The organism is Rhizobium sp. NLR8a (assembly GCF_019685235.1).
In the GTDB taxonomy this organism is placed as follows: Bacteria; Pseudomonadota; Alphaproteobacteria; order Rhizobiales; family Rhizobiaceae; genus Rhizobium.
This window is the reverse complement of record NZ_JABDWI010000004.1, coordinates 432,221-457,505: the sequence shown is the minus strand read 5'-3', so window position 1 is coordinate 457,505 and position 25,285 is coordinate 432,221. Positions and strand designations below refer to the sequence as shown.

Sequence of the window (25,285 nt, the reverse complement as noted above, 5' to 3'; positions counted from 1 at the left end):
CCTCGCCATGGGTGCGGCGGACGAAGACCATGGCGCCGGCCGGCGTGCAGGAGACCAGACCGGTCTTCAGGTCGCCGGTGGCAAGCTTGCCGGCATTGACGACGCTGAGGCCGTCGACATCCTTTTCAGGCAGGATGGACTGAATGATCGGCTCGCTATCGAGCGGCTTCGGCAAGGGCAATTGCACAAGGATGCCATGGATCGACGGATCGCCGTTGAGGGTGGCGACGAGGCCTGCCAGATCCTCCTGCTTGGTCTCGGCCGGCAGCGTGTGCTGGACCGACTTGAAGCCGCATTCCTTGGCCATGCGGCCCTTGGAGCCGACATAGGCGTGGCTTGCCGGATCGTCGCCGACGATGATGACCGCAAGGCCGGTGGTGACGCCGCTGCTCTTTTCCAGCGCTGCCGTCGCACTCTTGACCGTCTGAATTACCGATGCAGCTACGTTCTTGCCGTCGATTACTGTCGTCACGCGTCTCTCCGCCCTGTTTAGCGTCAATCTATGGATAGTTGACGAGCGTCAAATGCCCGCTAACGCCCTATCCTGTCGGAAAGCGGCAAGGCAATATCAAATTTGCAAGGAAATGGTTGGTTCAGCGCCGCGGTTGCCGCGTTTCCATCACATGAACACGAAGCCGGTCCCGCAGGCCTGAGATTTGGGAGCGCAGCAGTTCGACCTCGTCGACCGCAGCAGAGGCCGGCACGGGCGATGGCGGCGGAGAAGGGACGGACGCGGACGCCGGCACATCCATTGCCGGAGCCGCGACGGATTTGCGCAAGGACAGCAGGAAAGCCAGTGCGACAGCGACTGCCAGGCCTGTGGCGGCGCCGGCCAGAGCGCGGCCGGTCAGACCACTCTTTGCCGATGTCGCCGATGCCAGCGGCGGCTTCAAAACGGTGATATGGCCGTCGCCTGCCGCCGCCGATACGGATGCCGCATCATCCAGGCGCGAGCGGGCGGCATTCGCCTTTTCGCGCAGTTCGGTCAGCCGCGACAGATCGACGCCGGTATCCCGGCTCTGGGCGATCAGCATGTTGCGGCGCTCGTTCAGTCCCTTGCGCGCATCGACCGCAGCCTTGGCAGCGGCATTGGCGACCTGAGCGAGCCGGGCAAGCTCCTTGCCCATGTTCTCCTTAAGCCCATCCGTTTCGGCCTGCTGCTGCAACAGGCGGGGATGGCGTGGGCCAAGCTCAGCCGAAAGCTGCGCAAACGTCGTCCTTGCGACCGCATATTTGTCGCGCCAGTCCTGCATCGCCGGCGAGAGCATGCCGGAGGGCAACGAACCATCCAGCACGTCGGCAAGCTTCGCCGCCTTCAGCCGGTCGGCCTGCGCCTTGGCCGCGAGAATGTTCTGGTCTGCCTCTTTCAGATCGGCATCAAGCCGGTCGATCTGACGACGAAGGTCGATCGCTACCTTGACATTGCCATCGCCGCTCTTTGCCGTGAAGGCGGAAAGCTCGGCCTGAGCCTCGTCATAGGCCTTACGCAGGGTGGCGTCGGTCTCAGCGCTCCGACCTTGGCCGCTGCCTGTGGAACCGGTTTCGGCAAGCCGCGCGGCGATGCGCATGGATTTGCCACTGTCGCCGGTCGTCACCCTGACGAGAATCGTGCCGGCGGCCGCATCGGGCACGATCTCAATCGCTTGTTTCAGCGTGGCTTCGGCGCGCGAGGCCGGATCGGCGGCGGCACCGGTTCCCGAGAGGAGATCGAATGCAATGCCGAGCGCATTGGTGCTGGAACCGGCAAATTCAGGATCGCGATCAAGTTTCAACGCAGCGACCGTCGAGGCCACCGTGCGCGCGGACACTAGCCCCTTTGCCGCAGCCTGCGTGAAAGCGGCGCGGCTTGCGGCATCCGTTTTCACAGCAAGCGTCGTTTCGGCGCGGTAGTGGACAGGCGCAGCCGGCATCAGCATCGGCAGACCGGCGCCCAGGATTGTTGCGGCAGCGACCATTACCGCAAAGCCGGTCCTGCCCGCGCGGGGTTGCGGTGCCGCCGGGCGGGGCTCGACCGGTTCCTGATGACTTGCGGCCGGCAGTTCGACCGAAATTGCCGTCTCGCCGGCGGGAACCGCCGGCTCCCCATATCGTGCTGGTTCCGTCGGAAGACGATGGCCGACATCATTGGCAGCCCGGAGACGGTTGCCGAGAATGGTTTCGATGCGGTCGACGAGCGGCGCCTCGGGCGCCGCCTTCACGCGCTGCTCTTCCAGCACACGGCCGATGGCGCGCAGCAGGTCGGCTTCGGGCGGGGCGATATTCGCTCCGTTCGATCGGGACTGCCGGTAGTGATCGTCATGGGCGCGCGGCCTTGCGGCTGCGCGATCGAGAAAACTGCTTCTGGCCCTGCTATCGTACATTTGCACCACATCTCATGCACATGATGGCCAAGTTTACTCATCCGCACGCGATGCAGATGATTAAGCCACTCTAAATATTCATGGCAAAGAAATGGTTAACCGCGACCGGCAAGAATTGCGGTCCGGTTCTCGATAGCGCTGCCTGCGCGTCAAACGCGCGGGCAATTCAGGCTCAGCTCGCCTTCTTGCGATCGGCCGCCGGCTGCACGATGCTGCGGGGCTCTTCGGGATGGCCGAGAATTCTTTCGCGCCGGCGGAAGCGGTAGCGCAGCACATGAAAGAGGAAGACCGGAATGCCGACGATATAGCGCCGCCAGAGGCGCGCGGGCTCCTGTATCAGGCGATAGGCCCATTCAAGACGCATCATCCGCACCGTCTTCGGCGCCCGCGGCACGGCGCCGGAGACGAAGTCGAAGAGAGCGCCCACCGTCAGCACCAGGCGCGCATGGTCGGCGCGGATATTGTCGTGAACCCATTTCTCCTGCAGCGGTGTCCCCATGCCGACGATCAGAATATCGAGTTTCTGGCGCTCGATCTCCTCGATGACATCCGTGGAGTCGACCTTGTCGAAAAAACCGTCGGAAATAACGACAAATTCATGCCAGGGCGTGTGCTTGTGGAAATTTTCTGCCGCCGCCTCGACGACCGAGCGCTTGCCGCCGATAAGACCGATGCGGCGCGGGGCCTCCATGAAGGTGAGGAAGGCCGGGACGAAATCAGTGCCGTTCAAATTGGCGGGAAATGGCGCGCCATGGGCGATCTGCGAAGCGATGTTGAGGCCGATACCATCAGGCAGCACCAGATTGTGCGACATGATCCGGTAATATTCATCGTCCCGCAGGGCCGTCAGCATGTTATGGGCGTTGACGAAGCAAACCACGGTCTGACCGACGGGGATGGAGGCGAGCTCGTTGATGAAAACGAGGGCATCGTCCCAGCCGAGATCGCAGACCGGCAGATCGAAGATCGTCCGCCGCGACGCAAGCACCGCGAAGTTTGCAATCAAATTCATTCCTACCTCCTGCCGAGGGTGCTTCATGCGCCCGACATCCCGGAAAACAAGCCCATATTCCGCACCCCGGAGGTCTCGAAAGGACCGGTCGCGTCACGCATGGAAAGGCGTCGCCCCGATAGCGGAAACGGCGCATGCCAAGCTGTGCCACCTGATATAACAGGACGGTTTCAAACAACCCTTAGGAAAATTCCTTGGATTTTGATGCTCGTATAAGTAGTTTATTAACCAAAGACGGCCCAACGACAAACGGCGCCCGAAGGCGCCGTTTGTGCATTGATGGTCGGTTGTTCAATGGGCGAGCGGGGCCGATGCTTCCTCAGCTGGCGCGCCCTCGATGATCTTCACCGGTGCGCCGAGCTTCTTCGGCTGACCGGCCGAATTTTCCTTGACCTCTTCCTTGGAGAGATAATCAAGCTGCTCCAGCATCACGTCGGCGACATACTCGCCGCCGAGGCGCTCGTTCATGCCCTTCCTGATCTCCTCGCGAAAGGCTTTCGGGTCGAAGGATTTGATGTGGGCAAGATCGACCATCTTGTTGCCGACGAGCAGGCTGAAAAGCTCGTCGGTCGTCATCTCGGTCAGCGGCAAGGTCACGCCCTTCAGCATGTCCTTGTTCATCATGAAGGAAATGCGGCCGAGAAAATAACCGGTGATCGCGCCGTCACCGATGACCGGCACAGTGATCGTTTCACCCTTCACCAGTTCGAGCGCGCTCTGCTTGGAATCCGTTGCCGCGGGTGCCGGCGCCGTCGCCAGGTACACCGAAAAATAGACCGAGGCCAAGGTGATGGCGCAGACCCAGATACCGGTGAGGACGAGCTTGACCATCAGTTTCCACGCGTGGCGAATTGTTCCTGGGAATAGGTGCCGTCGGCGTCGGCGTCCTGAACCGCATTCTTCAGGAGGTCGGCCACTGCACGAACTGCTTCGAGATGCGCCTCGACACGCCGGGCGTTAAGAACCAGCTTCTTTTTCAGGCCGTGCAGCTGATCGAGATGGGCAGCGGCAAGCTCGGCCGGATCGGTGTCGCGGAAAAGCATCGACAGCTCGTAGAGGCAACGGCTCTTGTGGGCGTTGGAGACCTTGAGGTCGAACTGCGGATCGTTGCCGATCCGGGTGTTCTCATTGTCGATGATCATCTCGAGGCGTCCGAGAACGGATTTGATCCTGTATTCGTTCGAAACTATTTCCATTGTATCCTCGATTATGCGTCGCTTGCTGTCTTGGAGTCGGCGGTTGGCGTGCCGAAGGTCCTGCGCTGGAAGTCATCGATCATGCTGAGCGCGGTGTTGCGGTCGCGATCATCGGTCGCGGCATTGACGATCTTGCCCTCCTGACGGCGCAGCTGCTCGCTGTACATCTGCTTGGCGATGCCGATACCGTCGCCCTTCGCCATGGTGTTGCCGAGCTGCTCGGCCATCATGCCCTTCCAGATATCGCCGGTCGCGCCCTTGCCGTAGACGTCTTCGCTCTCGCTCGGCAGCATCGACTTGACGAAGTTCTGCAGCACCATGGCCTCGAACTTCCGGTAGCTTTCCGGAACCTCCTCAGTCTTGGTGCGGTTCTGAATATTGGAGAGGCCGCTCTTCTGGCCGACATGATCGAGAACGTCGACCGCATTGGAGAAGCCCTTGCCGTTCTCGGCGAGGCTCGTCGCGGCAAAGGCCGCGCGATTTGCCTTCAATTTTTCCTGGGCTGCCTGAACCTCCATGGGGTCGGCAGCTTTGACCACGTCCAGGACCAGATCACTGGGGGGCGAAATAGCCACGTTACAATCCTCTGAATTAAGATCGCAACGATTATGGTTTTTGAAGCTTGCTGGAGGCTGGCGTTGCGAATTGCTGGTCGATCACATCGTAAACGGCATTGTCGTCGGCCTCCCGACGCTCGGCGTCCAAGGCCTCTTTCAAGCCCTCTTCCAGCCGATCGGCCTTGGCGCGCTCCCGCGACAGCCGCATCTCGTGGATCTGCTGCATGCCGGTCAGCTGCTGATCCTTGATGGTGAGTCTGCCGAATCGATCGGCATAATTCTGTGAGAAAGCGTGGTGGACGGGATCCATCGAGCCGAGCGCGACGATGACGTCGTCCATCGCCGCATTGACCTCGATGCGTTGACGGCTGGTTTCCGCCAGATCGTTTTCCGCCATCCTTTCGATATGCCGTTGCACCGACAGGAGACGCTTGAGCTTCTGGGAACGGCTCTTCTCGATCATGACAGCCTCATCGCCCGATATAGATCGAACCGAAGGCTTGGCCGAACTGGCTGATCAGCGCCGCAATCGAGATGTAAAGCAGGAAGAGCCCGCCCATCAGGAGATAGGGCGTGGAAATGAAATAGACCGGGATCTGCGGCGCCAGCTTGTTGATGAAGCCGATCGAGACGTTGAAGATCATGCCGTAGATCAGAAAGGGGCTCGACAGCCGCAGCATGATGTAGGTCGTCTGCTCGAGCGTGTCGGTGAAGGAGATCAGCGTCGCGCGCATCTGCATCAGGCCGCCGAAAGGCATGGTCGTGTAGGAATCGATCAGGGCGCGGAAGACGATGTGATGGAAATCCATGATGAAGAGAATCATGATGCCGGCAAAGGTGATGAAGGCGGAAAGGCTGGTCTCGGGCGTATCTTCGATGACATCGGCCGAACCCGGCTGGGTATAGCCGACCATCATGGCGAGGATCGTCGCGGCGAATTGCATGCCGAGCGTATAGAGTCTGGCCAGCATGCCGTACATCACGCCGATCAGTGATTCGCTGAAGATTAGGCCGATATAGGTCGCGGACCCGGTGTGGACGGCGGGATAGACGGTGTCCCAAAGCAGCGGCATGACGGCGATCGACAGCGCGAGGGCAATGAAGACGCGCAGCTGCTCGGGCACGCGCGCCGAGGAAAAACCCGGAAGGACCAGCACACAGCCGCCGATCCGGCAGAAAACCAGAAACAACGCGAGAACCGTCCCTTGCGGGTCTGTTATCATGAAATCGAGCCCAAAATTTTTATTTCGATGCCCTTGGCCAATTCGACATGCGACAGGACCGGGAGCGTGGCGAACAGCCTTTCGATTATCATGCGCACATAGGAGCGTGTTTCCGGCGACGTGACAAGGGCGAACGGCAGGCCGCGATCCATGAACTCACGGATAACTTTGCTGGCCTGCTCGCTGAATTCCTCCAGGCTGCGCGGATCGATGTCGAATTCGATCACCTCGCCCTTGGCATCGCGCTTCAGCGCCTGGTGGAAGGCGAGATCCCATTTGCTGCCGAGGCGCAACACACGCAATACGCCATTATCGGCGAGATCGCCGCAGAGCTGTTGGGCCATGCGGATGCGGACATGCTCGACGATCTGCTCGGTCTTCCTGACATGCGGGGCTAGCTCGGCCACCGCTTCGAGAATGAGATGCAGGTTGCGGATCGACACCCGCTCGGCAAGCAGGAGCTTGAGCACCGCCTGCAGGCCGGAATAGGACATGTGCGACGAGCAGATCTCATCGGCGAGCTTCTTGTATTCCGGGTCGAGTCGATCGATCAGCACCTTGACGTCCTTGTAGGACAGAAGCTGCGGCAGGTTGTTGCGGATGACCTCGCTCATGTGCGTGAGCACGACGGAGACGTTGTCGATCGGCTGGAAGCCTTCGCGTTTCAGATCGTCGGCGAAGTTTTCGAGGATCGAGACGGCCGGCATGCCGAAAGCGGGTTCGCGGATTTCGTCGCCGGGAATACTGGGCTTGCGACCGGCGCCGGTGACGACGAGGACTTCGCCGACGCGCAGCAGATTGGAGGCGACCGTCGTGCCGTGGATGCGGATCTGATAAGACTTCTCGGCGATGGCGATGTCGTCCGTGACCTTGATTTCCGGCACCACGAAACCGTATTGAGTGGCGAACTTCTTGCGCATCTTGCCGACGCGGAACGCCAGCTCCTGGTGAGCGCCGAGCAGGCGGGTCGACACCATCTTGCCGAGTGCGAGTTCGATCTCCGAGGTGCGTAGCACCGACTTGACCGAATCCTTCTCCAGCTCCTTGCTCTGGACGACCTTCTTTTCCTCCTGTTCGCGACGAAGCTTATTTTCAGCCTCGACCTGCCGCGGAATGAACCAGGCACCGAAGGCGAGAAGACCGCCGAGGACGGTGAAGGGAATGGTCGGCAGGCCCGGCATCAGGCCGAGAACGAACATCAGCACGGCCGAGACGGAGAGCGCGCGGGGATAGCCGCTCAGCTGGTTGACCACCGCCTGGTCGGTGGAGCCGGTCGTGCCGCCGCGCGACACGAGAAGGCCGGCCGCGAGCGAAACGATGAGGGCCGGCATCTGCGAGACGAGGCCGTCGCCGACGGAGAGCTTGACGAAGACGTCGGCCGCTTCGCCGATCGGCATGGCGTGGCGGAAATAGCCGATGATGATGCCGCCGAAGACGTTAATCGCGGTGATGATGAGGCCGGCGACGGCATCGCCGCGCACGAATTTCGACGCACCGTCCATCGCCCCGAAGAAGGAGCTCTCCTCCTCGAGCTCCTTGCGCCGGCGCTGGGCTTCCTTCTCGTCGATAATGCCGGCCGAGAGATCGGCATCGATCGACATCTGCTTGCCCGGGATGGCGTCGAGGGTGAAACGCGCGCCGACTTCGGCGATACGCGTGGCACCCTTGGTGATGACGATGAAGTTGATGGTGATGAGGATCAGGAAGACGATCAGACCGATGACGAAGTCGCCGGACATGACGAGACTGGCGAAACCGGCAATGACGCCGCCGGCCGCATCGTGGCCTTCATTGCCGTGGGACAGGATGACGCGGGTCGTCGCGATGTTGAGCGCCAACCGTGTCATCGTCGCGATCAGCAGAATGGTCGGAAAAGACGAGAAATCGAGCGGCTTCTGGATCCACAGCGCGACCATCAGGATCAGCACCGAGAAAGCGATCGAGAAAGCCAGGCCCATATCGATCAGGAACGGCGGGATCGGCAGGAAGAGAATGCAGATGATGCCGATGATGCCGAGGGCAAAACCGATATCGCGCAGGCTCGGGGCGACTTTCGGAAGGGGGAGTGCAGGTGGTTGCGCCATGACGATTCCGTCTCTTCATGAGAGGAGGCGGACATGGGTCCGCCCAATTCGGATCGAGAATTAAATGGCGAAGCTTGCGCGAAGGTGGCTCAAAGCGGTTCAGCTTTTCATGAGGCGTAGAACCGCTGCGCAGTTTTGCGGGAATTGCTTAGAAGCCGGTCTGGATGCGCGAAAAGACGAGATTGGTGAAAATGGAGATTTGCGAGCCGACGAAAGGGGCGGTGATTCCGACCACGACCAGCACGGCGACAATCTTCGGCACGAAGGTCAGTGTCGCTTCCTGCACCTGGGTCAGCGCCTGAATCAAGGCAATGACGAGACCCACCACCATCGCGGCGAGAACCGCCGGACCGGAGGCAATCAGGACCGTCCAGATTGCGGCCTGGAACAGATCCAATGCATCAGCTTCATTCATCTGAAGGCAACCTCATATCGCCTCGAAGCAGCCCCGCTATAACAGGGCTGCGATTGATCGGCATTAGCGCGCTCCTGGCGCCCCTTGCGTCAGGAGCCGCTGCTCGGCGCCTCGTCGGCAACAGTGATTCCCGCCTGCACGAGTATCTTATCGCCATCCGTGGTCGTCGCAATGATGCCGTCGGAATAAACTTTGACGGAATCAATGACGCCTTTGACGGTGCCGTCGGCGCTTTCCATATATTTGCCGACATAGCTGCTGGCCTGGGTCAGGCTCGAGCTTGCCAGAAGCGTATCCAGCTTGGTGTTGGTCTGGATCGTCTGCTCGACCTGCGAGAAGGTCGCAAGCTGAGCGACCTGCTCACTTGCATCCATCGGATCGGTCGGATCCTGGTTCTTCATCTGCGCAATGAGCAGCTGAAGGAAATTGTCGTAGTTCAGCGTCGCCTTCTGGGTCGAGCTTGACGTGCCGGTCGAGGTCGAGCTCGTCACTTTTGACGTTGCATCTACCGCCATGGTGCGATCTCCCTGCGGATCTGCTCGACCATCGTCGGCGGCAGTTCGTGGTTGTTGAGAATATTGTCTTCGATGGCGTAGAGACCGCGGATCGCCTTCAGCGCGTCGAAGGCGCGGCCGGTCGACACAAGTGCGTCGATGCGCTTCAGTTCGGCGAGGATCTCTTCGTTCTTGAAGCAGGTGAGCAGCATGGTGATCGACTTGCGGAACATCGCCGTCGAGTGCTCCTTGCCCTCGGGGTTGATGAGGATCATCTGCGCGATGAAGTAGAGCTGGCGCAGGGGCGTCGTCGCACCTTCCGGCTGGAGGACGTGATTTTCGAGAAGGAACGTCACATCATTCAGGAATTCCAGCGCGACCTTGCGGTCGACACGCAGGACGGCGCCGTTGATGAAGATTCTTTCCCCGGCTTTCAGAGAAATGCGTAGTGTACTTTTCATTTAAGTCCATCCCTGATGATGGTGGTAACGTCGATGATGCCCTGGTAGTTATTAGACAGACGTTTTCTGATCCTGTCGCATTCCTTCAATATCCAGATCGCAATCGAGATGAGGTTGGCCCTGAGCTGGACATCCAGCTGGTTTTCCGGATGTTTCAGATCCTCGATAAAGCTGATCCACACCCGGCGCGTATAAAACAGGGCTTCGATGGCTTCCCGGCCGTATTTTTCCTTGTCGCGCGCCAACGACAGCAGCTCTATGGACCGGTCAAGAACCTGCCATTCCCGCTCTTTCGCGTCGGCCACCGAGTCCTGCATGACTTCGGCATATGAGAACTGATACATTCATGCATCCTTCTTTATTGCGCGCCTTTGCTCATCAAAGGTAGTTCACGAGACTCAACTGCTGGATCTTCGAGACGATCGTGTAAGCGGTCTCAAGCTGCGTTTCCAAAGTCTTGACGAGAGTGGAGGCTTCGTACGGATCGACGCCCTGAAGATCGACCAGCTTGTTCTTGATAATGTTCGACTGAGCGTCGAGAGCGTCGTTGGACTTCTTGACGCGCTCCTGGGAGAGGCCGAGCTGGCTTGCCTGCGTCACGAGACCGCTCGTGGCCTTGGCCGTGTAGCTGATGGCCTGCTTGGACACCGTCGTCATTGCATCGGTGCTGAGGTTCTGGCCGAGCAGCGCGGTGGTCATGACCGAAGCAAGCGCCAAATAGCGCATGCCTTCGGAATTGGCATTGGTCGAAGATTCGATCACTTCCGAGTTGCTGATGCGGCTCGTCATGTTCTGGCTCGACGCCTGCGACCAGCCGGTCCCCGCAGCCGTCCAGTTCGCTTCGCTGAACATCGGTTCGACCGTCGACGTGATGAAGGTCTCCATTTCAGCGCCGGTGAGGTCGCTGACCGCTTTCGGCGGGATAAGGCCGGCTGCATAAGTGTTCAAAGCGGTAACGATTGCCGTACTGGTTGCGGTCGTCTTGTCGGTCAGCGGCTGCACGTCGGTGTTGATGCCGGAGAACAGATATTCCCCGTTCACCATGGTGTTGGCCGTATCCATCATGGTCGAAAGTGCGCTGGTGGCCGACTGAATGGCGACGGTTATGCTGCCCGGATCGTGGCTGCCCTGCAGCGCCGTCAGCTTCGAAACGAGGCCATCGCCAACGTCCTTCATCTTGGAAAGACCGAGCTGCGAGGATTCCATGCGTGCGCTGACGAGCGAATTGCTTGCTTTGATCGAGTCTATTCTGTCGGTCTCGCGGGTGAAATCCACGCTCCTGGCCGCATTACCGCCGAGCGAGATGCCGATGTCTGCATAGACTCCCGTCGTTGCTTCCATCGTCGCCTTCGTCATCTGGTTCTGCGCCTGACGGATCGTCAACCGCATCGCATTCTGAATGGCCGAACTTGAAATAAATGAGCTCTTCATGGCTTAACTCGCGATATCCAGCAATGACTTCAACATTTCGTCTACGGCGTTCAGAATCTTGGTCGCCGCTTTGTAGGACTGCTCAATGTCGAGGAGCAGCGTCAGCTCCTCGTCGAGGTTGACGCCGGTCTCATTGGAATAGGCTTCGTCGGAGCGCGACAGTGCCGCCGAAGTGTTTTCGGCCGCCGTCGTTGCGTTGCTGCGGTACTGCTCGAGCCAGCCGAGTGAATTCGTGGCATATTCCATGATGCTCACGTTGGAATCGATGCCCGTCGTGGCGTCGAAGCCGACCGGCGCTCCAGCTGCCGGGTCGAAATCCATGTCGGATGTCATCGCCGTATAAAGGCGGTCGAGCTCAGCCGTATAACCGCTGACGCCTGACGTATTCAGGACGACGCCGGCGGCGTTGACGCCACCATCGCGCAGACGCATCGGATCGCCGCCCTGTGAGGTGATTACGCGGGTGCTGACCGTGATGGTCGACGCCATGCCGGCGACCGCGGTGGCGCCAGTATCTACCGTGCCGCCGCTCCAGGTGAAGAGGCCAGGCACATAGGCCGGGGGGCCTGCCGTGTTCTGCTCCTTGAAGAGCGAGACGAGGCCACGGGCGATTTCGTCGAGTTGCTTCTGGAAGTTGGGGGCGATCTCGTCGCGAATCTGCAGGAGCGACTGGAGGCTTCCCTGCCCCGTCGTTGTCGAACCCTTGCCGAGCGGCAGCGCCACGCCGTCGATATAGACAGAATTGCCGACCGTGGTGGCGGTATAGATATCCTGGGACTTGAACGTCACCTTGCGCGGGATCGTCTCGAAGAGGATCGTTCCGTCCGGCGTGCTCAACACCATGTCGTTGTTGTCGCGCGTCGTCGCGCTGACGCCGACGATTTGCGAAATCTGCTTCAGAACTTTCTCGCGTTCATCGAGAGCGCCGGATGCATCCGTACCGGAGGCGGTGGCGGTCTTGACCGCATTGTTAGCCTTCTCGAACTGGCTGAGGAGCGTATTCAGCGTATCGACGGCGGTGGTGATTTCCTTGTCGGCGTTGGCGCGAACGTCCTGAACGGACTGCGAGGCATTGTTCAGCGAGTTGGCGACGTCCTGGGCGGCGGTGACGGCGCCCTGCGCGGCGACTGTACTGCCGGGCGTGGTGCGGAACGCCTGGAGCTTCTGCTGGAAAACACCGAGATAAGTGGACGGCGACGTTTCGTAGTCGTTGCCGCCCATGATCGATTTGAGGTCTTCGAGACCGCCCAGCAGGGTCTGCTGGGCACTATCCTGAGAGGAGGTCTTCAGATACTGACGCAGTAGGGCATCTTCCTGTGCCCGGTTGATCTTGACCACCTGCGCGCCGTTGAGTGACGTGGTGAGCATCGCCTGTCGGCGCACGTAATCCTTGTTGCCCGCATTCGAGATATTGTTCGATACGACACTGCTCTGCGTGCCGGTATTGTTGAATATGTTCTGCGCGGTATTCAGTGCGGACGTGAGCGACATGGCTTAGCCGTTACCTTACTTATCTCTTGAGGTTGACGAGGACGTCCATGATGTCGGACCCCGTCTGAAACACTTTCGAATTGGCGGTGTAGCTGCGCTGCGCTTCGATCATCTCGGTCAGTTCGCCGGCGAGATCGACGTTCGAACCCTCGAGAGCACCTGATTTGATCGTGCCGAGCCCGTTGGTCTGCGGGAAGCCGGTGACGGTGACGCCCGATTGTCCGTTGGCGCTGTAGACGTTGCCGCTCATCAGCGTCAGCTTGTCGGGGCTTGCAACGTTGGCGAGCGGAATGCGGTAAAGCGGCTTGGTGCTGCCGTCTTCATACTTGGCGTAGACGATGCCGTCGCCGTCGATGGTGACGTCCTTGACCGGGGTCGCCGCCTGACCGTTCGGCGTACCGGTGCCGGAAAAGGCGGCGCCGAGTTGAGTAAAGCCGGAGAGATCCATTGCTATCGTCTGGCCGGTGGTCGTATCGTTGATGCTGAGGGTGCCGCCAGTGAGCATCTTGCCGTCACGGTCAAAGGTTAGCGATCCCGATCCGACAGCGCCACCGGCGCTGTACGGAAATGAAGTTGTGCCACCCGTCGCCGCGTTGGCGTTGCGAAAGACTGCAACCTCCCAAGTCGCAGCGGTACCGGTTGCCGGCGGCGGCGTAACCACCGAGGTCTTCGTGAAGTAGAAGTCGTACATCACCTTGTTGCCGAGACGGTCATAGGCGACCATCGAGACCTTTTTGGTGTCGGCGGTGGTGGTCGCGAGGTTTGCGCTTGGAAGGGTCGCCGGGGCAACCGGCGCGACGTTGGCGTTGGAATCAAGGTTCCCCTTGAAGACACCTGATGTCGACGCGATTGCGGTCAGACCATCCTGATTGACGTTGACGGGGACGAGGCCGTCGAAGCCGTTGACGACGACGGCAGGAGCGCCGGAGTCGTAGGAATAGCCCATCAACTGGAAGCCGGCGGCATTGACGAGATTGCCTTCGTCGTCCTTCTGGAAGTCGCCGGCGCGGGTCAGAACCGGTGTGCCGTCAGGCCCTTGGACAATGAAGAAGCCGTCGCCCGAAATCGCAAGATCGGTGGAGGAGGTCGTGTAAGAAATATCGCCTTGGTCGGAGACCGCCTGGCGCACGGAGGTCTGAACGCCGCCGGAGTTGTAATTGCCGCCCGAGGAGGGGAGAACCAGCGAGGAGAAGCTCGTCGACACGGCCTTGTAACCGGTGGTGTTCACGTTGGCAATGTTGTCGGAGACGGTGCTGAGGCGGTTTGCCTGCGCGTTCATGCCCGACACTGCCGTCTTCATGCTGCCGAAAATGCTCATCTGAAAACCTCGTTTTACCTGTTAAACTCGAGAGTATTTGTCGGGCCTTGCGTGAAGCTGTCTGTGATGGCGAGCAGCGAGGCCAATCTCGAGGTTCAGCCGGACGCCGCTGTCCGGCCGGAAAAATCAGGCCCAGTCGATGCAGTAGCCAAGGAAGCGCTTGGAATCGACCGGATCGACACCGAGCTTCTTGCGCAGCTTCTTGCGCAGCTTCGAGATGTGGCTTTCGACGACGTTCTCCTCGACCTCCTCATCGAAGATGCCGTAGATGGCGTTGAAGATCTGGGTCTTGGTGACCCGGCGACCGCGATTGGCGATCAAATATTCGAGGATGCGGCGCTCGCGCCGGGGAAGCGCGAAGACTTCGCCGTTGATCTCGGGGTCACGACCATCCGAGAAGACACGGATGCCGCCGATATCGGTGTAGTTGGCGATCGCCTTCAGCCGGCGCCGGATCGCGGCCGCCCTGGCGAGGATTTCGCGGGGATGGACAGGCTTGCGTACCACGTCGTCGACGCCGCAATCGAAAAGCGCAAGGGTGTTTTCGAGCGAGGGCTGGTCGCTGACCGCGATCACCGGCGCCATCGAGCGGTCCCGGATCGCCCGGGGCAGCTCGAAGCTGCGTTGGCCCTGACCGATCAAAAAGGCCTCGACCGCCGCAATATCCGAATCGGCAGCGGTCTGTACCCACTCGCCGAATTCCGATGGATCAAAGCCGGTGGAGGGAATGCCCTCCCGGCCAAACAGGGATGTGTATCCGTCTTTCACGAGCTCACGCTCATCAACCACTACGATCATTCGTCCGCCTCCGAATCAGTGTGGCACTTCGATGATCTATGGGTACGAATCGCACGAATCGGCGACAACTCGTTAAAGTGAATGGCGGAAATTAATAATTGATTAAGACCCGCGTTGCGATTTGATCTACATCTAGTGGCCTGGCTCGGATATCCACACAAAAGTTTCGTGGAAAAGTTAACGAGCAGTTAAATGTGACTTGCACGTCGATTTGACGCCGGATTCCTGCCACATTATGACACAGTTCCGTCACAATTTGGCACTTCCATTTTTGGTTGAATTAATTTTGGCAGAAGTTACTCGCATTGGGAGTCCATTTGCCATAGCCCGTGGCCACCAAATTGGCGATGACGCGACAGACATATTGCTTCTGCGCCGGGTTGTTATTTGGCCCTGCATGGTATCTGGCTACCGCCATTGTCCACGTCTCATGACGGTCATGCAGGTTGCGGAGAAACTTCGCCGCATATTCGACGTTGCGATGCGGATCGAACATATCTTCGGCGGAGGCGAAATTCTCGCCATGATAATAGTGATTGATCTGCATGCATCCGATGTCGATTAGCTTCGCCCCGCTTCTTCGGGCGACATCGAACTGCCTCATCGCATCCTCTTCCGAAGGCGGAAAAATCGCCCTGCCTTCGACGTTCATGGCATAGGGATAAAGTGAGCCCTTGCGACCGGTCTCCGTCAGCCCAACCGAATAGAGGATGCCTTCCGGGATGCCGTATTTGACCGCAGCCGACTGGATTTCGCGTTCGCAGGCACCGGTGGAAGCGGCTGCCTCAGAGGTAAACGCCGCCAGCGCTGCTGCTGCGAGCACCGCCAGCAAAGACGTCTTCGATACCGGTCTCGCCTGCGCCATTGAAGCCTCCATCCGTCCGCTGCGCCACCTGATTGTGGCGCTCGCGCGCCTCGCTGCCCTGCCCTTGCTGCGGCAGCGACTGCTGCTGGGAGGCCTGCCCCTGGCCGTCGGCCTGGTTGCCAACGTCGGCCCGCTCGACGGGGGCCAGGCTGATGGTAACGTTTTCGACCGCATAGCCCTGGCTGCGCAGAGATTCGAGAATCTTGCCGTGATCTTCCTTCAGCTGCCGGTAGGCTGTGCCGGTTTCGACCTTGAGGTCGACGTTCAGGGCGTCGCCAGCCAGGCGCATGGTCGCCGTCACCAGGCCAAGATCGATCGGGTTCATCTGGATCTTCAGCGTATTGACCACCTTGCCGGTGCTCGTCCATTCCGCCGCGTTGGAGAGCGCCGAACTCGGCTGCATGGCGCGCGCCCATTCGGAGTCACCAGCGAGAGCCGCGGTGACCGCGGCGGAATTGGTGTTCTGCGCCAAGCCGATATAGCGGCGCGATTCGAGGACCGAGACGTTTTCGACATCGGTCTTCTTCGCACCGTCCTTCGGCCCGGCCTGTTCCGCGCCGCGGTGAACGTCCATCGACACGCCGCGGCCATCGGCGCGACTGATCCGGAACGTCCGGCCGTCGGCGGCTTCGGTGTTCTCGGCGCCGGGAACCCTGATATCATCAGCCTTGACGCTTTCGACATTGCCGCTGACGACCGCCAGGGCGTCGGATGCGTGCCCGCTCGTTTTGGCGTCGACACCAACGGTCGTCTTCTCGGCAGATCCGGCCTCGCCGGTCTTGGTGAGGGCTTGATGGACGGCTGCCACGGCTGGCGAAGCCGTGCCATTGGCGGCCTCCTGCTTCAGCAGCCCGAGCACATCGGAAATGCCGCCGTCATCGGCCTCACTGTCCGTATCCGCATCTGTTTTCGGGATCTCCGCCTTGACGCGCTTGACGCCCTTGGCCGCCTGCGCGGCCTCGTCGGCGGATTGATCCTCGGCATCGAGCTTGCCGACGCCGACCGGCGGTTTGAGCCCATCCTTTGCAGGTCTTGCCGCGGCCTTTTCGACATTGGCGATCGTCTCCGGCTGCACCTCGGCCTGTGCCTTGAGCGCGGCGCCGCCGAGATCGATCAGCGGTTTGGCGCCGCTGCGGCTGCGGATCGTTCGTGTCACTTTCCCTGGATCGCCATCGGCGACACTTTGATCCGGCTGCGCATCGTCGGGCGCGTCGTCGAAGGCGCTGCCGCCTGTCTTGGCAAGCACATCGGAGAAGCCGCCCTGCTGACCGGTGGCATCGCCCTTTCCAGCCTTGGCGGATTTCGCGGCCGCAGCCGCCTCCGCACCAGAGGCTCCGCCCGAGACGCTCAAATCCATCATTGTTCGTTGCCTTCCTGCGCCAGCAGACCATCGATCTCGTCGAGCTTGGACCGGCTGGTCGTCACAAATGCGTTGAATGAGGAGTCGGTATCCTGGCTCTGGCCAGTCGATGCCACACCTCCCGGAACAGGCTCGGGAGGCGCGCTTGGCGTCCCCGGTTGCGTGGCTATCGCAGCAGCCTTTTCAGAAGTGATTTCTTGATGAGAAGTGTTAGGATTGGATGCTTGCGTCAAGCTTGCCGGATCCGGCGCACGCAGGATCTGCTCGGCAACGGACCGCGCCGCCGCCTGCAGCGCCTGATCCCGCGGCGAAAGCGTTTCACCATCGATGTCGCTGACGTTCTTCGCCGCCTGGTCGATATCGTCCGTCGGAAGGCCGGCCATACCGCCATAAAAATCTGCCAGCGGGCCGAAGGCATTGTCGGTACCCGCGCTAAGCAGCTGCACATGTTCGACCGCCATGCGCGCCAGCTCAGGCTTGCCCGCTATCGCTGCAGCGCGGGCGATGCGCAGATAGACCTCGCGCTGGCGCGGGGCATCCATGAAGGAGAGGATATCGACGACATCATGCGGTTTCACATCGTGATCATGGGCGACGACGAGCTTGACGAAAAGATCGGCGAACTGGCTAGCATAGGGCGAATGCAGGAAGCGTCTGGCATAACGCTGCGAATAGGCGAGCCCCTTGTCGAGCATTCCCTTGTCGACGCAGATGGCGAGGGAACGGCGCAAGGCCGCCTCCTCGACAATCGTGCCCGGCGCGGCCAGACGTGCCTGGTCGTAGAGGCCAAGCGCATCTGTCGGTTTGCTGGCGATCATCACGTTGCCGCCGATCAGCGCCAGGTATGGACCGATCTTCTTGTCGCGATATTCCTTAGCGGTTTCCTCCAGCGTCTTGGCGACGAGCAGCCCCTTGCCCGTCAGATATTTGCGCAGCACATCGGTGACGCGGTTGTCGAAATAGCCGTTGACGTCATGGGCGATCAGATATTCGAGCGTCTGGGGATTGCCGCCGCTCATCGTATAGATCAGCGCCGCATCGACATTGCGGTCGTCATCGAAAATCTTTGTATCGGCCGTTCGCAGCCGTTCGTCGATGGTTCCCAACATGAAGCGCTGCATTTCGCCGGCCGAATGATCGCCGGCGACGACGGAATCCTGTACGAACTGCAGCGACCGCAGCATCTTGTACGGCGCAAGATCGTCCGGATCCTGCGCTTTGCCTGCGGCAGGCGAAAGCATCGCCAGGCCGAGGGCCATAAATCCGACGTAGCGATGCTGCCGACGCGCCATCCGACTATCCCTATTCCGCCTGCACCAGGATCTCGATCCGACGGTTGGCCGCATTGAACGGGTCGGCGGGAAGCTTCAGCCGACGGTCGGCGAAACCGGAGACCTGGGAGACGCGCGTCTCGTCCAGCCCGCCGCGCACGAGCATGTAATAGGCGCTCTGGGCGCGATCCATCGAAAGCCGCCAGTTCTCGTTCTGCCCGCCCTTGTATTGGCGCCCGTCCGTGTGGCCGCGGACGGCGACTGCGCCCCCCCTCTCCTTCAGGATCGTCCCGATCTTTTCCATGGCGAGCACCATCTCCTGGCGCGGAACGGCCGAACCGATATTGAACATCGAATCGTCGTTCTGGTCGGAGATGCTGACCAGCAGGCCGCCTTCGGCTGCCGTCACTGTCAGGCCTTCGGCGAGCTTGCCGGCAACACCGCCGATCTGTTGCGCGATCTCCGCCTGAAGCTGTTCGGCTTCCTTCTTCTGCTGCTCGGTCCCAGCCGCGCTCTTGTCGGCTTCCTTCTGATGCTCGACGTCCTTCCGAGCTTCCGCCTTCTTCTCCTCAGGCGCCCTGCCATCCGTCGCCTTGCCGTCCCTGGTCTCGGCGGGGCCGGTCGTTTCCTTGGTCTGCTTGGCTTCCTTGGCGGGCGCTTCCTTAGCGGGCTTCTGATCGCTCGCCAAAGGCACCGGCTTCATATCCTCTGCCTTGGCGATCTCCGTCGTCTCGCTCTCGGCCGCCTGCTCCTCGCTCTTGCCGGGCGGCAGGGGTTTTCCGGCCGTTGTCACCTCCACCTGCTTCGTCCAGAAATCCGGATCGAAGGGATCGCGATAGGCTTGACCGCCATCGGCGCCGGTGGCAGGGCCGGAATCGGCCGCGCCGCCATCGCCCTTGGCGCTGACATTGGCCTGCTGGCCGACCTCCTGGGCGATCTCGGCGAGTACCGAATAAGGATTCTCGAAGAAATCGGCCTCGGAATAATTGGTCTGGTCGCCTGAGGTCGATGTCTGGTCGTCACCATCGGCGGCGGACTTGCCCTCGGTCGGATTATCTTCCTTCTGTTTCGACTTTTCCTTCTTCTCCTCGCCCTCGGCATGGTCGACAGGCTTCTTCAGGCCTTTCTCGGTCGGCTTTTCGTCGGCAAGCTTGATCGGATTGAAATAGGTCGCGACCGCGGCCTTGGTCTCCTCGTTGGCGGCGTTGACCAGCCACATGACCAGGAAGAATGCCATCATCGCTGTCATGAAGTCGGCATATGCAATTTTCCACGCACCGCCGTGGGCACCATCGTGATCACCGCCGCCATGCCGCTTGACGATAATGATCTCGTTTCTGCCGTGGTGATGGTTTTCGCCGTCGCTCATTCGAGAACTTTCTTCAAGCTGGCCGCCCAGGCGGACATTCGGGTGACGATGACGGATTCACCGATTTCGACGGCTAGATCGACATCGTCTGCCTCGATGTGCCGAACCGCGGCAGCATGTTCGCCGAGCTCGGCCTTCAATATGTCGAAGAGGCTGGTCGGACCCCTGACGACGATCGGTCCGGCCGCGCCTTCGAGAATCGCTTCACGCAGCAAAGCGGCGAGACTTTCGGCAGCCTTCGCCGCAAGCGCGTCCGTCACGACGGGCGCAATGGCCGTGGCTGCGCCAGCGCTGACCAGCTGAGCGACTTCTTCGGCGATATCGCGGACGCGGGATGCAATGACCGCCGCCGCCTCCACTTCATAGCGAATCTTCAGTTCCTCGAGCGCGCGCGCATGGGCCTCGGCCAGAGCGCGCGCCTCGCTTTCGTATTTCTCGGCCAAATCAGCGGTCGCCGCGGCATGGCCTTGCGCATAGGCGTCACGCCGCTCCGCCTCGAGGTCGACCGGCGGTTCGCTCGGCGGCTCCGGAAAAACATCTCCGGCCAAATCGTCGATATCGATGATCGGCCCTGACGGCTTCGGTTCGCCGAAGTCCTTCAAATACCGAGAAAGCGAAATGCTCATAGAAACCATCCAGCGTCCGGGAGACGTGCGGCATGCCCGCCCCCGTTCAAAATGACCTTGTGCGCGACATGTCCTTCGCAGCGAACAAGGGCTTGACCTTGCACCGGCACGATTTTCGGACGATGCCTTCATGCCGGAAACTAGGAAGTCAAACTTGCGCGAAGATGAATGGCGCCGCCGCCATCAGTGATCACGCCCAGCTCTATTCCAGCAGAATGAGGATCTTGCTCGCTGCCGTGTTGAGGATCGAGATCGCTTCGACGGCCATCTGCTTCTGGGTTTCAATCGCCTTCTGGCGGATCGAAGCCTCATCCATATCGGTATCGACGAGCGCGCCGACGCTTTTGTCGATCGAATCCGACAGATCAGCGGCGTAATCGATCTGATCGTCGATACGCGTCTTCATCACACCGATGGAGGCTGCCGTCGTCGTCAGTGAGGAGAACAGGGAGTCGGTCACATCGAGCATGTCGACGAGCTGGGCGTCGGTGGTGTTCTTGCCGATCGCGATTTCGCTGCCCGTCGCCGGCGTGGTCGAACCGGCGTCCAGCAGGTAATAATTCCGCGGTCCGGTGCCGCTGTTGTTGATCGCCTGGGCGTCAATCGCCTTGGTGAACAGGCCACCGCTCGCATTGTTCTTGTCGATGAGGATGGTCTGCGACGAAGGGAAGTCGATGGTCTGGGCCTGGTATTCGCCCGTCGAGGCGCGCACGAAGCCTGAAATGACCGACCATGCCGGCGGCGCGGTCTTGTCACTGTTCAGCAACCAGTTCTCGCCTGCAAACGACGTTGATTCGACAACGGTCTTCAGCTGCTCCTTATATTCGCTGATCTCGGCATTGATCTTGTCCTTGTCGGTGCCGGGCTCTCTTGCAGCAACCAGCTTGGCGCGGATCTGGCTGACGAGATCGAGCGCCGAATTCATTGCCGTGTAGGTCGCATCCACCTTGGCAGCGCCGAGACCCAGCGCATCGCCGATCGTGCCGAGATTGGTGCTATCCGAGCGCATGACAGTGGCGACCGACCAGTAGGAGGCATCGTCTGCGGCCGTCTCGATCCGATAGCCCGAAGAAACTTGCTGCTGGGTCTGACTGGCTTCTTTGTTGATGCTGCGCAGCACCGCAAGTGCATTCACCGCGGCCGCGCTGGTAATCTTAACGGTCATCGACAGGGTCTCGGAATAAGATGAAAGGGCAGGCCGGATTGCCGGCGGCGACTGAAGTGGCCTCATGCCTCCGGCGAAATTTCACCGGCGCGTCGCAAAAGCAAATCAACTCAAGGCGAAGTTAACTCGATATCAACTTGTTGGGCAAGAGCGGCGCCGCGAGCGCGACATTCGGATTGCCTCGCAAGTCAAACCATTGTTGTCAAAGAAAGAACCGCGCCGTTTCGGGCGCGGTCCGGAAGGTTTTCTGCTTGCGGCCGAACGGCGGCGCAAGATTCGGTCCAGCTTCAGCGGCTGATTTAGCTGCGGAACAGCGTGAGGATGTTCTGAGCGCTGGAGTTGGCGATCGACAGCGACTGGATCGCCAGCTGCTGCTGGGTCTGCAACGCCGTCAGCTTGCTCGATTCCTCTTCCATGTCAGCATCGACGAGGCGGCCGACGCCCGAATCGATCGAATCGGTGAGCGCTCCGACGAAGTTTTCCTGCAATTCGATACGCGTCGAAATCGAACCGAGTTGCGATGCAGCCTTGGTCATCGCTTCGAGGCCGGCCTCAATCGAGGTCAGGGCCATGGAAATCTCAGCCGAACCGAAGGTGCTGATGTCCATAGAGTAGATCGAACCGATCGTGCCGTAGGACGTGCCGATAATGCCGGAACTCGTCTCGATCGTACCGGTCGAGGTCATGCCGAAAAGAACATTGCCCGTAGAGCTCGTGTCCAGGACGTAGTCCGTCGTCTTGACCGAGACGTTGCCGTTTCCGTCGCGGACGAAGGTCGACACGACGCTCTTGGTGCCGTCGGCACCGGCGACCCAGTTTTCACCGGAGAAGGAAGCCGACTGTGCGATGCTGAGCAGCTGCTGCTGCAGCTGACCGATTTCTTCCTGGACCTTGGTCTTGTCGACGCCCTTTTCGGTTGCGGCAACGATCTTCGCCTTGATCTCGCTGATGACGTCAATGGCGCTGTCCATGGCGGAGTAAGCGGTGTCGACCTTGGCGGCGCCTAGACCGAGAGCGTCGGACACGGCCGAAAGCGCCTTGTTGTCCGAACGCATGGTCGTTGCGATCGACCAGTAGGCGGCATTGTCGGCAGCCTTTTCAACACGATAACCCGACGAGACGTGGTTCTGCGTGTCTTCGAGGCTGTCGTTGATTCCGCGGAGTGTCTGAAGAGCGGCCATTGCCGCGACGTTCGTCAAAATGCTGGTCATGAAATGATTGCCCCTTGTTGGCATCTGGGAAAAAGGGACATTCCGGAATGTTACCGGGAACGGGGATCAGCCTCATGCCTGTTAACCGGTTGTTAATTTCGGTTAACCCGCCGTCTCGTTGAGCTGAGAAGACAACATTATGGTTAATCAATCGTTAACGGAAATAAGAAAGCCGCGCTTCGTCGAAGCGCGGCTCGGCACGAGGTGCCCGCCGGAGACCGGCGGGCCATATTTTCCGGCGCTTATTAGCCGCGGAAGAGCGACAGGATGGTCTGCGAAGAGGAGTTCGCGATCGACAGCGACTGGACAGCCAGCTGCTGCTGGGTCTGGAGGGCGCTGAGCTTGGAGGACTCTTCTTCCATGTCAGCGTCGACGAGGCGGCCGATACCGGAGTCGATCGAGTCGCTCAGAGCCGACACGAAGTTTTCCTGAAGTTCGATACGCTTGGAGATCGAGCCGAGAGCAGCACCGGCGCTGGTCATGGACTTCAGAGCCGATTCGACGTTGGTCAGAGCGGACTGGATCTCGCCGAGGGTGAAGTTGGTGATGTCCATCGCGTAGACCGAACCGGTCGCGCCGTTCGAAGAACCGAGGATACCTGTGGAGGTTTCGACCGCGCCGCCGCTCATGCCGAACAGAACGTTGCCAGTGGAGCTGTTGTCGAGAACGTAGTCGGTCATCACGACCGAAACGGCGTTGGAGCCGTCGCGGACGAAGGAGGCAACGACGTTCTTGGTGCCGTTAGCGCCGGCAACCCAGTTTTCACCGGAGAAGGAGGCCGACTGAGCGACGCTCAGGAGCTGCTGCTGCAGCTGGCTGATTTCTTCCTGGACCTTGGCCTTGTCGACGCCGTTTTCAGTCGCGGCAACGAGCTTGGCCTTGATATCGCCGACGACATCGATGGCGCTGTCCATGGCGGAGTAAGCGGTGTCGACCTTGGCGGCGCCGAGGCCGAGAGCGTCGGAAACAGCCGAAAGAGCCTTGTTATCCGAACGCATGGTCGTTGCGATCGACCAGTAAGCAGCGTTGTCGGCAGCTTTGCCGACGCGGTAGCCGGACGAAACGTGAGCCTGGGTCGTCTGGAGACCCTGGTTGACGCCACGCAGAGTCTGGAGGGCTGCCATTGCAGCATTATTGGTATTGATGCTCGTCATAGTTTGTTTGCCCCTTGTTGGCAGATTTTAAGAAGGGACATTCCGGATTTTCGGCCGGCCCACAGCGATCAGCATCATGCCTGTTAACCATTCTCGTTAGGGTTAACTCGCCGTTTCGATGGGCCTAGAAAACAGCAAGATGGTTAAGGAAAGCTAAATTCAAAATCGAAATTGCGTAAAAATATCTGATACTTACAGAGATTTACATTAACCTTATGTTAAAACATTTCGCGGCCGGGGATGAGCCGGCCGCGAAACTTGAAAGCCTTGTGCCGACCGTTTTAACGGAAGAGCGACAGGATGTTCTGCGAAGAGGAGTTCGCGATCGACAGCGACTGGATCGCCAGCTGCTGCTGGGTCTGCAGAGCGCTGAGCCTCGAGGATTCTTCCTCCATGTCGGCGTCGACGAGACGGCCGATACCGGAGTCGATCGAGTCGCTGAGAGCCGAGACGAAGTCTTCCTGGCTGTCGATGCGGCTGGAGAGCGAGCCGAGAGCAGCACCGGCGCTGGTCATCGACTTCAGAGCCGATTCGACGTTCGTCAGAGCCGACTGGATCTGGCCGGCCGTGAAGCTGGTGATGTCCATCGAGTAGATCGAACCGGTCGCGCCCGTCGAGGTACCGAGAATACCCGTGGAGGTTTCAACCGCGCCAGCGCTCATGCCGAACAGAACGTTGCCGGCGGAGCCGCTGTCGAGGACGTAGTCGGTCGTGGTGATCGATACGGCGTTGGAGCCGTCACGGACGAACGACGAAACGACGCTCTTGGTGCCGTTAGCGCCGGCAACCCAGTTCTCGCCGTTGAAGGAAGCCGACTGAGCGATGCTCAGGAGCTGCTGCTGCAGCTGACCGATTTCTTCCTGCACCTTGGCCTTGTCAACGCCGTTTTCAGTTGCGGCAACCAGCTTGGCCTTGATTTCGCCGACGACGTCGATGGCGCTGTCCATGGCGGTGTAAGCGGTATCGACCTTCGCAGCACCAACGCCGAGGGCGTCGGAAACGGCCGACAGTGCCTTGTTGTCCGAACGCATGGTCGTTGCGATCGACCAGTAAGCAGCGTTGTCGGAAGCCTTTTCAACGCGATAACCCGACGAAACGTGGTTCTGCGTTTTGTTGAGGCCCTGGTTGACGCTGCGCAGCGTCTGGAGAGCGGCCTGTGCGGAAGAATTCGTGTTAATGCTTGTCATAAATCTGTCCCCTGGAAACTAGATACAAAAAGGAGGACATACCGGACTGTAATACCGGCGATGACGGACCAGCTTCATGCTACTCGGCGCCTGCTTGTTTGGCCCAAACCCGTCATGTCCAGGGCAATCTCGCAGCCAATGCTTGCCAACTTCTTAAAAATAGAGGCTCCGTTCCGGCTCCTTACATCCCATAGTTAATACCGGCTGAATCTATCCCTTCGCATGCTAACATATCGG

The 25,285-nt window shown here is 60.0% G+C and carries 27 protein-coding genes; 1 reads left to right on the top strand and 26 read right to left on the bottom strand.

The features are described 5' to 3' along the window. The 23 genes from HJC04_RS10475 to HJC04_RS10365 form a co-directional block, all read right to left on the bottom strand. Window positions 1-472, bottom strand: a 472-nt coding sequence (locus HJC04_RS10475) for a tetrahydrofolate dehydrogenase/cyclohydrolase catalytic domain-containing protein (protein WP_311044436.1), incomplete at its 3' end; no start/stop codon positions are given. Window positions 473-593: 121 nt separating this feature from the next. Continuing rightward, window positions 594-2,360: a succinoglycan biosynthesis protein exop gene (locus HJC04_RS10470; protein ID WP_221145998.1), complete on the bottom strand. Its 1,767-nt coding sequence runs from the start codon at window positions 2,358-2,360 to the stop codon at window positions 594-596. 172 nt (window positions 2,361-2,532) lie between these two features. Beyond that, window positions 2,533-3,372 carry a WecB/TagA/CpsF family glycosyltransferase gene (locus HJC04_RS10465; protein ID WP_210629178.1) on the bottom strand — a complete coding sequence of 280 codons (840 nt, stop codon included), beginning with the start codon at window positions 3,370-3,372 and terminating at the stop codon, window positions 2,533-2,535. A gap of 291 nt (window positions 3,373-3,663) precedes the next feature. Further along, the gene (locus HJC04_RS10460) at window positions 3,664-4,203 is read right to left on the bottom strand and encodes a hypothetical protein (RefSeq protein WP_210629179.1); all 540 of its coding nucleotides are present in this window, start codon (window positions 4,201-4,203) and stop codon (window positions 3,664-3,666) included. Beyond that, window positions 4,203-4,568, bottom strand: coding sequence for a hypothetical protein (locus tag HJC04_RS10455; protein ID WP_210629180.1), 366 nt, complete (start codon window positions 4,566-4,568; stop codon window positions 4,203-4,205). The genes HJC04_RS10460 and HJC04_RS10455 overlap by 1 nt, the downstream gene beginning before the upstream one ends. Window positions 4,569-4,579: 11 nt before the next feature. Then, entirely contained in the window at window positions 4,580-5,143 is a 564-nt protein-coding gene (locus HJC04_RS10450; protein WP_210629181.1) for a rod-binding protein, read from the bottom strand. A gap of 31 nt (window positions 5,144-5,174) precedes the next feature. After that, the gene (locus HJC04_RS10445; protein WP_210629182.1) at window positions 5,175-5,588 is read right to left on the bottom strand and encodes a hypothetical protein; all 414 of its coding nucleotides are present in this window, start codon (window positions 5,586-5,588) and stop codon (window positions 5,175-5,177) included. Between the two features lie 7 nt (window positions 5,589-5,595). Continuing rightward, the gene (gene fliR, locus HJC04_RS10440) at window positions 5,596-6,348 is read right to left on the bottom strand and encodes a flagellar biosynthetic protein FliR (protein WP_210629183.1); all 753 of its coding nucleotides are present in this window, start codon (window positions 6,346-6,348) and stop codon (window positions 5,596-5,598) included. After that, a complete protein-coding gene (gene flhA, locus HJC04_RS10435; RefSeq protein WP_210629184.1) occupies window positions 6,345-8,432 on the bottom strand; it encodes a flagellar biosynthesis protein FlhA in 2,088 nt (695 codons plus the stop codon). Before flhA ends, fliR begins: the two co-directional genes overlap by 4 nt. 148 nt (window positions 8,433-8,580) lie before the next feature. After that, window positions 8,581-8,847: a flagellar biosynthesis protein FliQ gene (fliQ, locus tag HJC04_RS10430; protein WP_210629185.1), complete on the bottom strand. Its 267-nt coding sequence runs from the start codon at window positions 8,845-8,847 to the stop codon at window positions 8,581-8,583. A gap of 89 nt (window positions 8,848-8,936) precedes the next feature. After that, window positions 8,937-9,362, bottom strand: coding sequence for a flagellar hook assembly protein FlgD (gene flgD / locus HJC04_RS10425; RefSeq protein ID WP_210629186.1), 426 nt, complete (start codon window positions 9,360-9,362; stop codon window positions 8,937-8,939). Beyond that, entirely contained in the window at window positions 9,353-9,802 is a 450-nt protein-coding gene (gene flbT, locus HJC04_RS10420; protein ID WP_064693845.1) for a flagellar biosynthesis repressor FlbT, read from the bottom strand. Before flbT ends, flgD begins: the two co-directional genes overlap by 10 nt. Further along, window positions 9,799-10,146, bottom strand: coding sequence for a flagellar biosynthesis regulator FlaF (gene flaF / locus HJC04_RS10415; RefSeq protein WP_210629187.1), 348 nt, complete (start codon window positions 10,144-10,146; stop codon window positions 9,799-9,801). Before flaF ends, flbT begins: the two co-directional genes overlap by 4 nt. Window positions 10,147-10,180: 34 nt before the next feature. After that, entirely contained in the window at window positions 10,181-11,233 is a 1,053-nt protein-coding gene (locus tag HJC04_RS10410; protein ID WP_210629188.1) for a flagellar hook-associated family protein, read from the bottom strand. Window positions 11,234-11,236: 3 nt separating this feature from the next. Continuing rightward, window positions 11,237-12,724 carry a flagellar hook-associated protein FlgK gene (flgK, locus tag HJC04_RS10405; RefSeq protein ID WP_210629189.1) on the bottom strand — a complete coding sequence of 496 codons (1,488 nt, stop codon included), beginning with the start codon at window positions 12,722-12,724 and terminating at the stop codon, window positions 11,237-11,239. A gap of 19 nt (window positions 12,725-12,743) precedes the next feature. Then, complete coding sequence (locus HJC04_RS10400) at window positions 12,744-14,042, bottom strand: flagellar hook protein FlgE (protein ID WP_184457300.1); 1,299 nt, start codon at window positions 14,040-14,042, stop codon at window positions 12,744-12,746. Window positions 14,043-14,168: 126 nt separating this feature from the next. After that, on the bottom strand, window positions 14,169-14,840 hold the full coding sequence (rem, locus tag HJC04_RS10395) for a transcriptional activator Rem (protein ID WP_064709879.1): 672 nt from the start codon (window positions 14,838-14,840) through the stop codon (window positions 14,169-14,171). A gap of 280 nt (window positions 14,841-15,120) precedes the next feature. Further along, the gene (locus tag HJC04_RS10390) at window positions 15,121-15,705 is read right to left on the bottom strand and encodes a lytic transglycosylase domain-containing protein (protein WP_210629190.1); all 585 of its coding nucleotides are present in this window, start codon (window positions 15,703-15,705) and stop codon (window positions 15,121-15,123) included. Further along, a complete protein-coding gene (locus HJC04_RS10385) occupies window positions 15,626-17,065 on the bottom strand; it encodes a flagellar hook-length control protein FliK (protein ID WP_210629191.1) in 1,440 nt (479 codons plus the stop codon). The genes HJC04_RS10390 and HJC04_RS10385 overlap by 80 nt, the downstream gene beginning before the upstream one ends. After that, window positions 17,062-18,357: a chemotaxis protein MotC gene (gene motC, locus HJC04_RS10380; RefSeq protein WP_210629192.1), complete on the bottom strand. Its 1,296-nt coding sequence runs from the start codon at window positions 18,355-18,357 to the stop codon at window positions 17,062-17,064. The genes HJC04_RS10385 and motC overlap by 4 nt, the downstream gene beginning before the upstream one ends. Window positions 18,358-18,367: 10 nt before the next feature. Further along, the gene (locus tag HJC04_RS10375) at window positions 18,368-19,705 is read right to left on the bottom strand and encodes a MotB family protein (RefSeq protein ID WP_210629193.1); all 1,338 of its coding nucleotides are present in this window, start codon (window positions 19,703-19,705) and stop codon (window positions 18,368-18,370) included. Beyond that, complete coding sequence (locus tag HJC04_RS10370) at window positions 19,702-20,331, bottom strand: hypothetical protein (RefSeq protein ID WP_210629194.1); 630 nt, start codon at window positions 20,329-20,331, stop codon at window positions 19,702-19,704. Before HJC04_RS10370 ends, HJC04_RS10375 begins: the two co-directional genes overlap by 4 nt. A 202-nt stretch (window positions 20,332-20,533) precedes the next feature. Further along, window positions 20,534-21,496, bottom strand: coding sequence for a flagellin (locus tag HJC04_RS10365; RefSeq protein ID WP_210629195.1), 963 nt, complete (start codon window positions 21,494-21,496; stop codon window positions 20,534-20,536). A gap of 64 nt (window positions 21,497-21,560) precedes the next feature. On the opposite strand from HJC04_RS10365, the gene HJC04_RS10360 reads away from it, so the two are divergent. Beyond that, the gene (locus HJC04_RS10360) at window positions 21,561-21,794 is read left to right on the top strand and encodes a hypothetical protein (RefSeq protein ID WP_210629196.1); all 234 of its coding nucleotides are present in this window, start codon (window positions 21,561-21,563) and stop codon (window positions 21,792-21,794) included. A 1-nt stretch (window position 21,795) separates the two neighbouring features. Here the strand turns inward: HJC04_RS10360 and HJC04_RS10355 are convergent, their stop codons facing one another. The 3 genes from HJC04_RS10355 to HJC04_RS10345 all read right to left on the bottom strand — a co-directional run bounded on the left by HJC04_RS10355 (window position 21,796) and on the right by HJC04_RS10345 (window position 25,048). Continuing rightward, entirely contained in the window at window positions 21,796-22,707 is a 912-nt protein-coding gene (locus HJC04_RS10355) for a flagellin (RefSeq protein ID WP_210629197.1), read from the bottom strand. 245 nt (window positions 22,708-22,952) lie between these two features. Then, a complete protein-coding gene (locus HJC04_RS10350; RefSeq protein ID WP_184457286.1) occupies window positions 22,953-23,861 on the bottom strand; it encodes a flagellin in 909 nt (302 codons plus the stop codon). Window positions 23,862-24,142: 281 nt separating this feature from the next. Beyond that, window positions 24,143-25,048 carry a flagellin gene (locus HJC04_RS10345; protein WP_210629198.1) on the bottom strand — a complete coding sequence of 302 codons (906 nt, stop codon included), beginning with the start codon at window positions 25,046-25,048 and terminating at the stop codon, window positions 24,143-24,145. Window positions 25,049-25,285: the final 237 nt, after the last annotated feature.